General features: G+C 69.6%; 11 protein-coding genes and 2 pseudogenes. 7 read left to right on the top strand and 6 right to left on the bottom strand.

The window, feature by feature from the left end:
- Positions 1-511: 511 nt before the first annotated feature.
- From ACFYYN_RS18060 to ACFYYN_RS18040, 5 genes are all read left to right on the top strand, one after another.
- On the top strand, positions 512-1,336 hold the full coding sequence (locus ACFYYN_RS18060; protein WP_500546574.1) for an isocitrate lyase/PEP mutase family protein: 825 nt from the start codon (positions 512-514) through the stop codon (positions 1,334-1,336).
- 59 nt (positions 1,337-1,395) lie between these two features.
- Entirely contained in the window at positions 1,396-2,043 is a 648-nt protein-coding gene (locus tag ACFYYN_RS18055) for a nitroreductase family protein (protein WP_500546573.1), read from the top strand.
- 52 nt (positions 2,044-2,095) lie between these two features.
- Positions 2,096-3,013, top strand: a complete 918-nt coding sequence (locus tag ACFYYN_RS18050; protein ID WP_500546572.1) for an NADP-dependent oxidoreductase — start codon at positions 2,096-2,098, stop codon at positions 3,011-3,013.
- Between the two features lie 107 nt (positions 3,014-3,120).
- Positions 3,121-3,504 carry an MmcQ/YjbR family DNA-binding protein gene (locus tag ACFYYN_RS18045; RefSeq protein WP_500331972.1) on the top strand — a complete coding sequence of 128 codons (384 nt, stop codon included), beginning with the start codon at positions 3,121-3,123 and terminating at the stop codon, positions 3,502-3,504.
- Between the two features lie 50 nt (positions 3,505-3,554).
- Positions 3,555-4,442, top strand: coding sequence for an SDR family oxidoreductase (locus ACFYYN_RS18040; RefSeq protein ID WP_500546571.1), 888 nt, complete (start codon positions 3,555-3,557; stop codon positions 4,440-4,442).
- Positions 4,443-4,927: 485 nt separating this feature from the next.
- On the opposite strand, the gene ACFYYN_RS18035 is transcribed toward ACFYYN_RS18040, so the two are convergent.
- The 3 genes from ACFYYN_RS18035 to ACFYYN_RS18025 all read right to left on the bottom strand — a co-directional run bounded on the left by ACFYYN_RS18035 (position 4,928) and on the right by ACFYYN_RS18025 (position 7,678).
- Positions 4,928-5,683 carry an IclR family transcriptional regulator gene (locus ACFYYN_RS18035; RefSeq protein ID WP_500546570.1) on the bottom strand — a complete coding sequence of 252 codons (756 nt, stop codon included), beginning with the start codon at positions 5,681-5,683 and terminating at the stop codon, positions 4,928-4,930.
- Between the two features lie 135 nt (positions 5,684-5,818).
- Positions 5,819-6,670, bottom strand: a complete 852-nt coding sequence (locus ACFYYN_RS18030; RefSeq protein ID WP_500546569.1) for an alpha/beta fold hydrolase — start codon at positions 6,668-6,670, stop codon at positions 5,819-5,821.
- A gap of 186 nt (positions 6,671-6,856) precedes the next feature.
- Complete coding sequence (locus ACFYYN_RS18025; RefSeq protein ID WP_500546568.1) at positions 6,857-7,678, bottom strand: alpha/beta hydrolase; 822 nt, start codon at positions 7,676-7,678, stop codon at positions 6,857-6,859.
- Positions 7,679-8,302: 624 nt separating this feature from the next.
- Here ACFYYN_RS18025 and ACFYYN_RS18020 point away from each other — a divergent pair.
- Positions 8,303-9,127, top strand: coding sequence for an SDR family NAD(P)-dependent oxidoreductase (locus tag ACFYYN_RS18020; RefSeq protein ID WP_500546567.1), 825 nt, complete (start codon positions 8,303-8,305; stop codon positions 9,125-9,127).
- A 63-nt stretch (positions 9,128-9,190) separates the two neighbouring features.
- On the opposite strand, the gene ACFYYN_RS18015 is transcribed toward ACFYYN_RS18020, so the two are convergent.
- Positions 9,191-11,932, bottom strand: a complete 2,742-nt coding sequence (locus ACFYYN_RS18015) for a helix-turn-helix transcriptional regulator (RefSeq protein ID WP_500546566.1) — start codon at positions 11,930-11,932, stop codon at positions 9,191-9,193.
- Positions 11,933-12,638: 706 nt separating this feature from the next.
- Here ACFYYN_RS18015 and ACFYYN_RS18010 point away from each other — a divergent pair.
- Positions 12,639-13,229, top strand: coding sequence for a TetR/AcrR family transcriptional regulator (locus ACFYYN_RS18010; RefSeq protein ID WP_500546565.1), 591 nt, complete (start codon positions 12,639-12,641; stop codon positions 13,227-13,229).
- Positions 13,230-13,293: 64 nt separating this feature from the next.
- Here the strand turns inward: ACFYYN_RS18010 and ACFYYN_RS18005 are convergent.
- Positions 13,294-13,450 (bottom strand): annotated as a pseudogene (locus ACFYYN_RS18005) (IS5/IS1182 family transposase); the annotation flags it as partial.
- 182 nt (positions 13,451-13,632) lie between these two features.
- Positions 13,633-15,517: pseudogene (locus ACFYYN_RS18000) on the bottom strand (peptidase S8); the annotation flags it as partial.

Here is a 15,517-nt window from a genome sequence, read left to right as displayed (position 1 = left end):
AGGAGTCCCGGTGCTGCGTCACACGGGGTTTCGTCGCGGTTTCCGTACGTGACCACGCTTTCGCCGACGGGCGAAGGCGGCCCAGTGATACGTGACCAAGAGAGGACGCTTTCGTCCACTGATTCCAGGGTCTCACCCGCCACAGATAGTGGCTGCCTGCACAGTATCCGGATGCCTCGCCGGGATGAGAGGACTATCTGGTCCGAAAAAGTGGCCGATCTGCGGTACGTTTGGAGAAGGCGGTTCCCTGCGGACAGCCAAGCAGCGTGGCCTCACGAGGATCTCCAGGGCGGTAGGCACCATGCATGCAGGCGTCGACTTCTCAGTGCTCGGCCCAGTCCGGCTGCACAAAGAGGGGGTCGAGGCCGGAGCCGGCCAGCCGAGGCACAGCGGCATCCCCGCTGCCAACTCGGCCGGTACGCCCGGCTGATTGCCGGGACCCCGTCGAGGCTGCGCACACAGCCGGTGAACCCCTCACCGCCCCAGAACGATCACTCGGGAAAGGTTCGATATGCCGGGCTCCGACCTCTACGAGAAATTCATGGCGCTGCACACCCGCGACGGCGGCCTCGTCATGCCGAACGCATGGGACGGCCTGTCGGCGCTGATGCTGGCCGATGCCGGCTTCGAGGCGATCGCGACGTCATCGGCGGCACTCGCCACGACACTCGGCCGGTCCGACGGGCGTCACGAAGTCACCTGTGGTGAGCACCTTGAGCATGCGCGACTGCTCGGCCGTCTCACCGGGCTGCCCGTCAACGGGGACTTCGAGGACGGCTACGGCGACACGCCCGAGGACGTCGCCGCGACCGTGGAAGCCGCCGTCGAGTCCGGCCTGGCCGGTATCGGGATCGAGGACACCTCGGGCAATCCCGATCAACCGATCCGCGACTTCGACGAAGCCGTCGACCGCATACGGAGCGCCGTCGAGGCTGCCAAGGGGCGCATCGTCGTCACCGGCCGCACCGACAACTTCATCCAGGGGCGGCCCGATCTCGACGACACCATCCGGCGTCTGACGGCCTTCGCGGAGGCCGGCGCGGATGTGCTCTACGCCCCCTACCCGCCCGACCTCGACGCGCTCGTCGCGATCGTCACCGCCGTCGCGCCGACGCCGGTGAACGTCCTCATCTCGCCGGCGGACAAGGTGCTGACCGTCGCCGAACTGCAGAAGGCCGGGGTCAAGCGCATCAGCGTGGGTCCAGCGCTCTACACCCACGCAATGGAGGCACTCGACCAGGCCATCACGGCTCTCGTCGCGGGTGACCTCACCACCGCGACGACAGGAACCAGCTTCGACCGCATCGGCGAACTGATCTCCCGCGGATCGAACTAGCCCAGACCCTGCGAATCACCGCTCCTCACCCACTCATCGCAAGAAAAAGGCATATTCCCATGAACCTCGATAAGCTTATGAACAAGCATCTCACCAGGTATTTCGATCCCAGCAAGACCATTCCGGGGGAAACCCTTCAGCAGCTGCTGCGGTTCCTGCGCTCCACGCCGTCATCGGTGAACGTACAGCCCAACCACTTTTACGTCCTCGCCACGCCCGAAGGCAAGGAGCGGCTCGCCGACAACCTGGGCGAACGATTCCGGGACAACGGCGAGAAGATCCTCAACGCGTCGCACACCATCATCCTCACCACCCGGGCAGATCTGCCCGACACCCACCTCGAGGCGGTGTTCGCGAAGGAGAGGGCCGATGGCCGGTTCCCTGATCCATCCAAGCAGGAGCTGTGGGAATCCATGACCCGGGACTTCCTCAACCTTCGCAACTACGGCTACAAGGACCTGAACCACTGGATGGAGAAGCAGACCTACATGGCGGTGGGCCTGACCATGATGGCGGCCGCCGAGCTCGGCGTCGAGGCCACGCCGCTGGAGGGGTTCGACCCGACCAGTGTCGACAAGGCCTTCAAGATCCGCGAGAGGGGACACACCACGACGGTGCTGCTGGCCCTCGGCTACCCCGACCCGGAAAGGGTGTACACCACCCCGATCTCACGCTTCGACCCGGACCAGCTTTTCACCTTCGTCTAAAAGGCCACCCGGAAACCAAAACCCACCACACCTACCAGGAAGAGCCATTTCGATGAAAGCCATTGTGGTCACCGACCCGGCCGCGGGAACGGCCGGAATGACGCTGACGGAGCGGCCTGAGCCGCTCGCGGCGATCAACGACGTCATCGTTCGGATCCATGCGTCGGGCTTCGTCCCCACGGAGATGGAGTGGCCGTCCACCTGGGCCGATCGCGCCGGCCGTGACAAGACACCGTCGATCCCCGGCCACGAGCTGGCCGGAGTGGTCAGCGCTCTCGGCTACGGCACGACGGGGCTCTCGGTCGGGCAGCGGGTGTTCGGCCTCGCCGACTGGCACCGCGACGGCACCCTCGCGGAGTACGTGGCGATCGAAGCACGCAACCTCGCACCGCTGCCGGGCGACGTCGACTTCACGGTAGGCGCGTCCCTGCCGATCTCAGGTCTGACCGCGTGGCAGGGCCTGTTCCAGCACGGCCGCCTCCAGGCCGGTCAGACCGTCCTCGCCCATGGCGCGACCGGGGCAGTCGGGACGATGGTGACCCAGCTCGCGCGTGAAGCCGGCGCCTACGTCATCGGCACCGGACGCTCCGCCGACCGCGACAAGGCCCTCGACTTCGGCGCGCACGAGTTCGTCGACCTCGAGAACGACACGCTGAAGGACGTCGGCTGCGTCGACCTGGTCTTCGATGTCATCGGTGGCGACGTCCAAAAGCAGTCCGCCGCCCTCATCAAGGCCGGAGGAACGCTGGTGTCCATCGTCGGCCCCGTCGAAGCACGGCCCGCCGACGGCCTGGCCGTCGACTTCGTCGTCGAAGCCGATCGCCTCCAACTCGGTGAGATCGTGCAGCGGGTGCGGGACGGACGGCTGCGGACCAACATCGGCGACGTCGCGAGCCTCGACGATGCCATCGGCGCACTCAACCCGACCGCCCGGCGCCTCGGGAAGACCGTCATCCGCGTCCTCCCGTAGGTGGTGGACGGCCACCGTCCGAGCGGCAGGTCATGGTCCCGATCCACGCCACGGCCATCGGCCACCGACCGGCGCAAGGACCCGACCCGACAGAGGAGTCAATCACCTTGGACGGACAGGAACTGCAGAAGATCGCGCGCGACTACACCGCGGAACTACCCGGCACCGACCAGGAGCGTCGTTTCGGCCCCGACTGGGAGCTCCACAAGGTGGGCGGCAAGGTCTTCATGCTCATGACCGATATGCCTGGGCGCCCCGTCCTGATCCTGAAAGCCGATCCTGACGACGCCACAGCCCTGCGTGAGCAATACGCGGGCATCACCCCCGGCTACCACATGGACAAGAGGCACTGGATCACGGTGGAAGGCGGAGACGCCATCGACGACAAGCTGGTGAAGGAACTCGTCACCGACTCCTACCGTCTCGTGGTCGGCGGGCTTCCCAAGTCCAAGCGACCCGTGGATCCACACACTTACGACCGCCACGCCTGACCCCTACCCATCCTGCGACGCAGCGTCGCAGCAGTCATCTGGAGCCTCCCATGCGCGTTTTCGTCACTGGCGCCAGCGGCAGCATCGGCTCCGCTGTCGTTCCCGAACTCATCACCGCTGGTCACGAGGTCCTCGGCCTCGTCCGCTCCGATGCCGCGGCTACGGCCGTCGCCGCCGCCGGCGGGACGCCGCTCCGCGGCGACCTCACCGACCTCGACAGCCTCCGTGCCGGCGCCACGCAGGCCGACGGTGTCATCAACCTGGCCTTCAGCAACGACTGGAGCAACTTGGAACAGGGCATCGACGAGGAAGCGCGTGCCGTGCAGACCCTCGCGGCCGCACTCGAAGGCAGTGGCAAGCCGTTCGTGCATGCCGGCCTCACGCCGATGGTGCCGGGCCACACCTCCACCGAGGAGGACCGCGACACCACCAACGGTCCGGTCGGTGGCCGCGGCCGCACTTCCGACGCGGTGTTGACCCTGGCCGCCCAGGGCGTCCGATCCTCCGTAGTGCGGCTGCCGCGCTCCGTGCACCAACGCGGGTCGACATACGGCTTCTGCTCGGTGCTCATCGCCGCCGCGCAGAAGACGGGCGTGTCAGCGTACGTCGGCGACGGCACACAGCGGTGGCCGGCGGTCAACCTGCTTGACGCGGCCCGGCTGTTCCGCATCGCACTCGAGGACGCTGCGCCGGGCACGGTCCTGCACGCGGTGACCGACGAGGGCGACACCATGAGGTCGCTGGCCGAGGCCATCGGCGGCGTTCTCGCGGTCCCGGTCGAGTCGGCGCCGGCTGAGGGCTTCGGCCCCATCGGTCGCGTGTTCGCCCTTGACATGCCATCGTCCAGCGTACTGACCCGGGAACGGTTCGGCTGGAAGCCCACCCACCCACGCCTGATCGACGACCTCGCTGCCGGCGACTATCCCGCCCTGGGCTGAAATCCTCGGGATGCCGCCGGGACCGGACAGGGTGAGCGACTACTGACCTTCCGCACTCACCAGGCCTCCCTTGCGTCCGTCCGAGTGCCCGGCCAAGGCGCTGACTGGGGCTTCCCCTTGATCGTGGACACCTGGCCGACCTGCGCGGCTGGTCAGCACTGACGGCCTGGGCGGAGTGACGGAACGCACCCTCGCCATCGTGGACGTCGTCAGGGAGGTCGCCGCGGAACCGGGCGTCGGGCTGGCCTGGACCCTGAACAACCCACGGGTGACCTCGCCCATACCAGCGTCTGCGTGTCCCCGCCGCCACCGGAGCTCCCGACGGCTGCTGAAGCGCCCACCTCTGCGTACCCTCCCCGTGGGAGTTACATGACGCTCCAACCGCCGGACAGTACGACTTCGCCCTCACCCTGCAGCCCCCTGGCCGGCCGCCGACGGCCAACGAGGGGGCTCCCTGGCGGGCCGTCGACCGACCCGCGACGTGTTCACTCGCGCAAGGCGCGGGAAACCCTTCGAGCCGCCGCGCGGACGAGGGGACCGAGCGTCTGGGGGGATTGACTGCCCGCCCTGAAGGCGATCGACAGGGCCGCCACGACCGAGCCGCCCGCACCGAGGATCGGCGCTCCGACGCAGTGGACGTCGGGCCCCACCATCCTGTCGCTGCTGGCGTACCCCTCTCTGCGGACGTCAGCCAGCAGGGAGCGGAGCCGGGCGGGAGAGGTGACCGTGTTACTGGTGTAGCGACGCGGTGGGGTGCTCAGATACTCCTCTCGGACGTCGTCAGGCGCGTGGGCGAGCAGGACGAGTCCCGCTCCCGTGGCGAACGCTCCGAAGCGGCCTCCCACCCGGCTGTCGGCCTGCGGGGCGCCCGGCGCGCTCAGACGCTCGAGGAAGACGACGTCCAGGTGGTCCCGCACGGAGAGATGGATGTGCTGCTCCTTGGTCACGTCGTACAGGTCGTACAGGACCGGCAGGGCCGCGTCGCGCAGCGGGAAGCCGCGAGGCGCGAGGGTGGCCACCTCCCACAGCCGCAGGCCCACCCGGTAGCGCCGGTCGGGTCCACGCTCCAGGGCTCCCCAGGCGACGAGTTCGGCAGCGCGACGATGAACCGTCGGCAACGCCAGGCCCGTTCGCCTGGACAACTCGGTGAGGGTGAGCGCGGGGTATTCGTGGGAGAAGGCCCCGAGCAACGCCAGGACCTTGTCGGTCACCGACATGCCGTGCTCATCGGACATGTCCATGCCCCTTCCTTCGTGTGCGGGACGGGCTGCGCGCCGTTCGCCGGACGCGCCGTCCACGCCCCCTCCCCGCACGACGGCCTGGGCCGTCGTGCGGGGCCCGTCGGGCCGCCGGGCGATGCCGGGGCCCGCTTGCTGTCAGTGGACGGTCCCGGCGGCCTTCTCGATGAGGTCGGTGACGATGCCCGGGTTGGTCACCTGCGCGGCGTGCGGGGTGTCGGCCTCGACGGTGTGGGCGTGGGCGCGCTCGGCCATGAAGCGCTCGGTGGCGGGCGGGATCACGTGGTCGTCCTTGGAGACGAGGTACCAGGACTGGATGGTCTTCCAGGCGGGGGCCCCGGAGGCTTCGCCGAGTGCCTCGGGGGCGGCGGGGCTCTGGGTGGCGGCGAGTTCGGCGGCGGCCTTGCTGCTGACGCGGTTGCTGAGGAAGAGGTTGCGGTACTGGTCGGCCTTGGCGTAGAGGTCGACCCCGGTGCTGCCGTCAGCCTTGGGGTAGCCGACAGGGAAGAGGGCGGTGGGGACCTGGGCGTTGGGGTCGTTGCTGATCTGGGAGCCGGGGAACTTCGCGGTCAGGGTCTTGACGTCCTCGCCCTCGGCCGGTGCGAAGGCGGAGATGTAGACGAGCGCCTTGACGTTCTTGTTCCCGGTGGCGGCGTTGGTGATGACCATGCCGCCGTAGGACTGGCCGACCAGGACGACGGGGCCCTTGATGGTGTTGAGGTAGGAGGCCAGGTAGGAGGAGTCGGCGGACACGCCGCGCAGACCCGTGGGCGGCGCGACGACCGGGTAGCCGTCACGCTGCAGGCGGTTGATGACGCCCTTCCAACTGGCGGCGTCGGACCAGGCGCCGTTGGCCAGGACGATGGTCGGCTTGGGGGCGGCCGGGGTGTTGTGGGCGGGCGCGGCCGACGCGAACGCGGTCACGCCGCCGGCGATGGCGACCCCGGTCGCGCCGAGAACGGCTATACGGAAAGCACGACGGCGAAGCATGGTCTTCTCCTGATGTGATGGGGTTGTTGCGGCGGGCACACAGGCCCTCGCGGGTGGGGCACGCGACGATCGCGTCCCGCGGGAGCCCCCGCGAGCGGCGGGGGTGTCGCGCCAGACCGTCCGTGACGGACCGCGCGTTCATGAGGTCAAAAGGGTCGGCAGATCAGGGCCGGCCGGGTCCCGCGGTCACACGTGGGCGGGGAGGTGTTCCTCGGCCCAGTTCAGTGCGTAGTCCGCGACTTCCCGCCAGCCGTCCTGGCCGATGATGAAGTGCGAGCGCCCGGGGAACTCCTGGTACTCGGTCACGGCGGACGACTTCCGGTACAGGCGCCAATTCGCCTTGTTCACCTTGGGCGGGACGATGTGGTCGGCCTCTCCCGCGATGAACAGCAGCGGGGCCCTGCGGCTGTTGCGGAAGTCGACCCGGGTGGCGGCCCGGGGGTTGAAGTTGGCGAACGCCCCCTGGAAGAGGACCCGGGCCGAGCCCGGCACGGCATAGCGCTCGTAGTGGGCGTCGGACTGGCTCTCGCTGAGCGTGTTGGTGATGGCGTAGTGGAACTGTCGCGCGGTCAGGGAGACCGCCTTGTTCTTGTTGGCCGGGTTTCCCAGCACCGGCCACGCCGACTTGAGGGTCGACAGCGGCAGCGGAAGCACGCCCTTGACGGCCGCCGAGTCGATGGCCACCCCGGCACTGCCCAGGCCCCGATCGAGCAGGATCTGCACGATGGTGCCTCCGAACGAGTGGCCCATAAGGATGGGCGGATGAGGCAGGGCGCGGATGATCCGCTCGTAGTGGTCGACCACCTCGAGCAAGCCGACCCCCGCGACGCCCGAGGGGTCACGCCGCAGCTCCTCCACCTCGCGGTCCAGACCCGGCCAGGCAGGAGCCATGACTCTGTACCCCCGCGCCTCGTAGTACTGCTTCCACCCCTCCCAGCTGCGCGGGTTCACCCACAGGCCGTGGATGAGCACGATCGTGCCTGCCTCATTGGCATGGGGCTCACTCATGCGGACCTCCGAAACGTATAGAACGTTCTATTCACTAAAGCTAATCCCACCGATGCCCGCAGGCAAGCGGTGCCGCGAAAGGCACGGGGCGCGCCGTCAGGACATGTCCAGCGCGTACGAGCACGCACCGGGCGCATGCCGAGCCCGCGTCGACCTGCATCGAGCACGAATCCGGACCGCGCCGAGCCGGCAGCGCGCGCCGGCTTCCCGCAGCGCTCCCCAGACTGTCGCCCGAGGCACTGGACTCACATCCGTCGAACGTCTGCCGGAAACCCGGTCACCGAGCCGTGCCGGGCAGTCGTTTCGACAGCGCACCAGGTGTCCGCCCGGTCGCCGGGCAGCAGCGCGGGCGCCACGGATCGCGCAAGGCCCGGATTCCTGAGGCGAAAGGTCCAGGAGTCGCGGCCCGGAGCCCGGGCGACCCGGTTCCGCCGCCGCTTGGACCGGCACCAGCCATGAACCCCAGTCGTCCGCACGGTCAGATGACTTATGCGGGCCGGTCCCACCGGCACCGATACTGAGCAGGTGCCCGTGCGGTCACGTGCCGGTGCCGGATCTGTCGTGGCCCATCGTTGGCCGGGACCACCGCCGCCTCACCGCTCCCACCATGCGCCGAGGAGCATCATGTCGAAGATCATCCTTGTCACCGGGGCGTCCAGCGCCCTCGGGGCGGCGACGGCCCAGGCCCTGGCCGAGGCCGGTCACATCACCTACGCCGGAGTGGGCGCGGCTTCAGGCCATCCACCGATCGCCGCCGAACAGGACCGGGCCGCAGGCCATCTGGGCGCTCGGCCGCGTCCGGTCGCCCTCGACGTCGCCGATCAGCGAGCGGTCAGCGCCACGGTCACCGACATCACGGCGGAAGCCGGCCGGATCGACTGCGTGGTCCACACCATGGGGCCTGTGCCCCGGGGCCCAATCGAGTCCTTCACCCCCTACCAGTTGGCGCAGATCTACGACGCGAACGTGCTGTCCACCCAGCGGGTGAACCGTGCTGTACTGCCGCAGATGCGCGAGCGCCAGGACGGCCTGCTGGTCTGGGTGGCGTCAGGCGGCGGCCCCGCGGACGAGGCCCCCTATCTCGCCCTGCACTCCGAAGGCGTCGCGGTGATCGGCCATCTCGCGGCGAGCTACGCGAAGGAGCTGGCCGGCTTCGGCGTGGAGGCCACGGCCGTCGTGGCCGGCCTGATCGTGCCCGCAACCGGCCGGCGGCTGCGGCTGGTCCGTCCGGACGACCTCGACGCGGCGCAGGCGTACGAGGGCCGGTATCCCGGCCTGGTCGATCGAGTCGACGCGCACCTGGCCGATCAGGCCGTCACCGCGGCGTGCCTCGCCCGCACGGCCCACGCCGTCGCAGCCGTGGTGGACAGCCCGAAGGGCACTCGCCCGCCGCGGGTCACCGCCTGTGTGCCCGGTGACCGGCTGCTGGGGACCGGCGACGGCGGTTAGGCAGACTCGGAAGGGTGCGGTCAGGACGTGGAAGCGGAAACGCCCGCGGCGCGGGCGCGGATCTCACTCCTCCAGGGCCCCGAGCGCGTCGCGGAGCGCTGCCCGGGAGGTGATGCCGAGCTTGGGAAAGATCTGGTAAAGGTGCGCTCCGACCGTCCGGTGCGAGAGATAGAGCCGTTCGGCGATCTGCTTGTTGCTCAGCCCCGATGCCGCCAGGTCCGCGATCTCCCGCTCCTGTGGCGTGAGCACCTTCCCGCCCGCTTCGGTCCTCGGCGCGACCCATCCGGAGGCCCGCAGTTGCTTGGCCGCACGATCCATCCAGGGACCGGCGCGAAGCTCGGCGAACGCGTCATGGGCCAGCGTCAACTGCCTTCTGGCCTCCGCGTTCGCCCTGGCTCGTCGGAGCCGTTCGCCGTGGGCCAGCCGCACCCGGGCCAGATCGAACGGCCATTGCTCGACTTCCGGCAGGGCCAAAGCCTCGTCGAACAGACGCACCGACTCCTCGTCGTCCGTGGCGCACAGAGCGGCCGAAGCGCCGGCGAGGAGCGCGAGCCGCGTCGAGAGCGCGGCAATGTCGTTGTCCCGGATGGCGCGCACATGAGCGGCCGCTTCCGCTGGGCGGTCGGTGCGGACCGCGGCTTCGACGAGATCCAGCATCACCCACAGGGCGTGCGGCACGTGGGAGGCGAAGGTGCCCGCCGGGCTGATCGCCGTCGCGTGCCGATAGGCGCTGGTGAAGTCGCCACGTCCGAGATCGGCCACGGTGCGTACGTGCCGGGCGTAGTGCAGTGCCGTCCCGACGCCCCGCGGTGCGGCCCATTGGGTGATGCGGCCCGTGAGGAGGCCGACCGTCGCGTCCTCCCCGCGGGGGGCGGCGACGACAGCCCGGCAGTACCAGAAGTACCAGGTGAAGAACCGGTATCCGGAGTCCTCGCAGAGCTGGACTCCTTCCTCGGCCAGTTCGACGCACTCGTCCCACCTGCCGGTCAGGTAGTCGTTCAGGCACAGGTGCATCAAGGCGCCGAGGTGCCGGCGCACCGGACCGCCGTCCCGTCCCTGGCGGACGACCTTCCACGAGGGCTCGCGGAGGGCCGGCAACCGGTCGAGGTAGAGCGCCGCGGTGCCGACCCTGACGATGCGGCCGGGGTCGGTCTCTTCTGGAAGTCCCCCGAGGATGCCCTCCAGCTGGTCCAGCGCGGCCGCTCCCGAACGCGCCGGGTCGGAGAAGGTCCTGCCGGCCACGGACAGCAGTGCGGGCGGCTCCGGGCGCAACCGGGAGAGCGCGGCGTAGAAGGGGTCCCACAACTCCGCCCGGCCGCTGAAGAAGCACAGGAGCAGCAGCAGGTGCACGGCGTCGACGACGGCGTTGTCCTTGGCGTCGTACTGGTGGGTGCCGGACTCGATGGCGCCCACCAGCAGGCGGTGAGCCGTGTCGATGTCCCCGTCGCCGTTGATGACCAGATGGACGGCGGCAGCGGCAGAGCGCAGGGACCCGTCCAGGTCCGGATCGGCGCGTCGGGCGTCTTCGAGCAGCTCCGAGACGCCGCGCAGCTCCCCCGTCGCGTCGGCGCCGATGTAGGCGGCCTCGGCCAGGCGGCGAGCCCGGTCCGACCCGCGGGGACTCAAGTCGGCCGCCCGTATCAGGGCCGCAACCGCCCCCAGGGCGTCGCCGCGCGCCATGATGCGGTGGGCGGCCTGCTCCAGCAGGGTGGCGACCTGCTCGTCCGGCTCGACGGACGCTTCTCCGAGATGCCAGGCCCGGCGCTCGGGCTGATGCGCCAGAGCCTGGGCCAGGGCCCGATGCGCCGCGCGGCGCTCGGCGCTGGAGCAGGCGTCGACGACGGCCGAGCGGATCAGGGGGTGGCGGAAGACGAGCCGCCGGGTGCCCTCGTCGACGGTGACCAACTGGTCCTGCTCGGCCGGGGCGAGATCTTCGAGGCCGGGGCCGCAGCCGGTCTGCCGCGCCGCCGCGTGCAGGACCCCGAGATCGCCGGTCCCGTCCATCGTGGCGAGCAGCAGCAGACGGCGGGTGGCAGCCGGAAGGCCGGAGACCCGGGAGACGAACAGCGCCTGGAGCCGCTGGCTCAGCGGCAGGACCGCCGGAAGGTTCTCCAGCGCCATGCGCTGCTGACCGCTCAGCACCGTGGGCAGTTCGAGCAGGGCCAACGGGTTCCCTTCGGCCGCGGACAGCAGCCGACGCCGCACGCGTTCGGCAAGGTTCGGGAATCGCGCATCGAGCAGGGCCCGCGACGACGTCTCGTCCAGCGGCGGCACCTCGTACTCGGGTAGTCCACCACGGTTGAAGAACGTCTCGCTCCCTTGACGCACGGCGCCGAGGAAGCCGACCCGGCTGCCGCCGAGCCTGCGGGCCACGAAGCCGAACACGGCGGCGCTGGCGCGGTCCACCCACTGCAGGTCGTCGATGACGAGCAGCAGGGAGTCGGACGCGGCCACCTGGCGAAGGAGCATGAGGGTCGCGCTGGACACGACGAGCCGGTTCGGCGACGCTCCGCTGCCGAAGCCCAGCGCGACACGCAGGGCCTCCTGATGGGTGCTGTCCAGATCACCGAAGGTCTCGGAGAGGGGGAAGAGGAGTTGGTTCAGGCCGGAGTAGCTCACGTCGGCCTCGAACTCGACGCCGGCCGCACGCAGGACCCGCGTCCCGGTCACGGACGCCGCCTCCGCCACGGCGTTGAGCAGAACCGTCTTGCCCACCCCCGCCTGCCCCGACAGCAGGAGCGCCCCGCCACGGTCGGTGGCGCCGAGGAACGCGCGTATGCGATCCAGTTCCTTGGCACGCCCCACCAGAGCGCCAGCGGCTCCGTCATCAAAGGGGTCGCCGTAGCCCACCCGTCCACACTCCCGTCAGCCGTCCACGTCCGCCCGGATTCCTGTCGGGAGGATTTCAATTCATTGGCAAGTGGAGGTTCATGCTACCGCTCGAACTTCCGGAATCACCTTGCCGAGCCGTATTTCCACTGAACCCTCCGGAGGTCTGGAAAACTCGGGAGAAAAATTCTTTCACTGAGTGAAAGTCGCACCCCGGTGAGCGTCCGCGGGTGGGTAGTGTGCCGTCGGGACGCGGGCTCCGTCAACGGGAACCCCCCTCACCGCGAGGCTCCCCGCCCAGGTGGGCGGCCGTCAGGCGGCAGCGGCGCCCCTGCGGGAAATACCGGAAAGCGTGCGACGCCGGGAGCGGAAAAGGCCTTCGTCGATCCGTGAGCGTCACGTACCCCGTCCGGCGGCCAAGGGCCATTAGTCCCCCACGACCATTTCCCGCCTTCTTGTCGGGGAATAGTCGGTACCGTCGGCCCACGCATTGGCCTCACATCCTTTGCACGCCGGTCCGCGCAACCGCCTGTACCGTCCCGGCGGGACTATCGGACGGCGCCCGGGGAGCATGCGAGCGGCACTTCGGCGGCCGCGTCCCGCTGCCCCAGTGGCGCCACGACATGGGAGCCCGCTTGCGCCTACCCCGGATTATGGAAGGAACGTTCTATATAATGTCTCCATGACCGAGACGAAGAGCGGGCCTGCCACGACCGGCCGCAGGTCGGCGGCGAGGGAGCGGCTGCTGACCACGGCGAGCAGGCTCTTCTACACCGAGGGGATTCGCGCTGTCGGCGTCGACCGGGTGATGGCGGAGGCCGACGTCGCACGCGGCACCTTCTACCGGCACTTCGAGGGCAAGGACGACCTGGTGCGCGGCTACCTGGACGCCACCGATCACGACATCCGGGCCCGGGTGGCCGTGGCGGCCGAGAAGACGGGGGGAGGTACCGCGTTGCTCGGCGTCGTCGCGCACGGCATCGGCGAGGAGATCTGCGGTAAGGGGTTTCGGGGCTGCCCGTTCATCAACGCGGCCGCGGAGTACCCGGATCGGGAGTGTCCGATCCACCAAGCCGTGCTGAGGCACCGCGAGTGGTTCCACCAGGTGCTGGAGGACGCCTTCGCGACGATGGGCGTCGCGGACCCCCGGCAGTCCGCCGACCTGGTGGTCGCCCTACGTGACGGGGCAATGGTCGCGGGCTACCTCGGCGACTCCCGGTCCGCGGCGCGCACCCTGGTCCAGGGTGTCGACCTGGTCGTCGCGTCGGGCTGACGGAAGGGCGGGTGGCGTGAGCCCGCTGTCGTCGGCGACGCCACCCCACACGCCCCCGTCGCGCAGCCCCCCTTTTCGGAGGCCCAGCCGCGTGCTGATGGGCCCGGCAGATGGTGGGGGACCGTCCACTCCACGTCGTCATCCGCGTCGGCCGTGGCCAGGACGGCGGCGAGAATCCGTGCCCCCGTGCCGTCGACGGCCCACCTGATCAGGCGTTTGTGTCCCGCGGCAACCCCTTCTCGTGAAACAGAGCCGCTCGTCGCCGACCGGGGCGTCGGGCCGCCGTCGCCGCTGAACTCAACAGCCGTCCACGCAGACGCTCGGCTGGGAAACCCCAGCCGAGCGTCCGGCCGGAACCGCGGTGGGTGCGAGCCCTGGATCGCTGTTCCGGCCCGCGCGTGGGCTACTTCGTCAGGTAGGCGTCGACGATGGTCTCGTCGACGGTGTTGCCCTGCTTGTCCACGGCCTGGGCCTTGAACGAGACGCTGTCGCCGGCCTTGGGGTTGGTGACCTGGACCCGGCCGTCGCACACGCTCAGCTTCTGCCAGTGGGCTCCCTTGTCGTAGGAGGCCCACACGCTCAGGGACTTGAGGTTCCTGCCCGCGGCGGTGCCGTGGACGGTCACCGGGACCCACACCTTCGCCCGTGCCTTGCCCGTGTTGTCGAGGGACAGGGCGGGGGTGAAGCGCACGACGGAGGTGGGGAGCTTGGTGATCCCCGGAGCGTACTCGGAGGAGAACGTCCAGCTCGCGGTCATGCTCGTGGAGACGTCGGCGACCGTGCCGCGCTTGACCGAGACGGTCAGCCGGTAGTCGGCCCGCTCGTTCTCCGCGATGTAGAAGACGTCCATCGGGTAGATGCTGGAGTTGACGAGCTCACCGTTGCGGTAGAGGGACGTTCGCGCGCTCTCGATCGGCGAGTTGTTGTCGCTGATGTTCCCCTCGCTATCCGAGAACAGCGGAAGCCGTCCGTCGATCGCCTCGTCCGCCCGGAGCAGCCCGATGAGTCCGGCGCCCTCCGGGAGATCCGGCCCGAAGACACCGACGTTGAACACGTGCTGGTAGGAACGTCCGGGCTTGAACGTCCTCGGAAGTGCGTCATAGCTGGACTCGTACGAGTCGTTCGCGTCGACCTGCATGAAGCCCAGCTGCCACGAGGTGTTCCCCGAGAGCAGGTGCAGGGTGCCGGTGTAGGGCAGGGCGTGCACGGTCCCGAGTCCGGCGCCACCCTCGGTGCCCGGCGTGATGAATCCGAACTTGCCCTTGGCGGGTGCGCCGAGCTTCGCCTCGACCTTGGCGAACTCGCTGGACTTGGCGTGGTGGGTGAAGCCGGTGAGGTACCTGTCGCCGGTCGGCTGGTACACCAGGTGGTACTCGTCGTGCCCATTGACGCCGGTGGAGAAGGTGGTCATGAGCTGCTGCGTCAGCCGGTCGCCCGCGGCGGCCTTGGGGCCCAGGTGGCCGGTGCGGTACTGCGCGAGGGAGTTGGTGAAGACCCCGTAGCGGGTGCTGTATCCGTCGGCCAGTTCGATGCCCGCGCTGAAGAAGCCGAGGACCGGCTGGGCGGAGCGGTCGGGGACGGTGATGTCGAGCGGCTTGGCGGTGCGTGCGTCCACCGTCACCGTGGTGTCCTGGGTGACGTCGAGGTTGGGCTGGTTGAACCAGTCACCGCCCTGGTCGTACGAACCCGCCGGGTCGACCCGGACCATGCTGTTGAGGAAGTACCGGCCCTTGGGGACGCGTACCGAGTGCGTGTCGCCGCTCAGCACGGTGTTGGCGCCCTTGGTCGGTCCTTCCAGGCCCTGCAGCTGGGCGTCCCAGGCGGGGGCGGGGGCGGGCTCGCCCTTGCGGTCCAGGGCCTTGACCGTGACGGTGTACATCTCCGATTCGCGGTCCACGGCCAGTGCGGTGCCGACGGTCTGCCCGTCGCCGGTGGCCGTGACGCGTCCGGTGAAGGCACCGGTCGTGTCACCGCCGAGGCGGGTGTCGGCGGTGACCTTCACCGTCGCCTCGCCGTGCGCCGGGACGGTGACCTGGTCGTCCGCGGTGAACATGCCGGCGGGCGCGGGCGCGCCGTCCGGCCCGGTGGCGTCCACGGTCAGCTTCAGGGTGACCGGCGAGTCGCCCGTGTTCCGGTACGTGAGGTTCTTCGTGAGCGGCTGGTCGTCGGTGTGCGGCCACTGCGCGACACCGTACGAGAGCGACGTCTCGCGGGCGACGACGGTCTGCTTGATCGCCTTCCGCAGGTCGACCCGGCCCGAGCCCTGTTCAAAGGGCGTGTAGCCGAGA

The organism is Streptomyces sp. NPDC001902 (assembly GCF_042891295.1).
Classification (GTDB): domain Bacteria; phylum Actinomycetota; class Actinomycetes; order Streptomycetales; family Streptomycetaceae; genus Actinacidiphila.
Note: the sequence above shows the minus strand (reverse complement) of the source record. Positions and strands in the feature narration are given on the sequence as shown.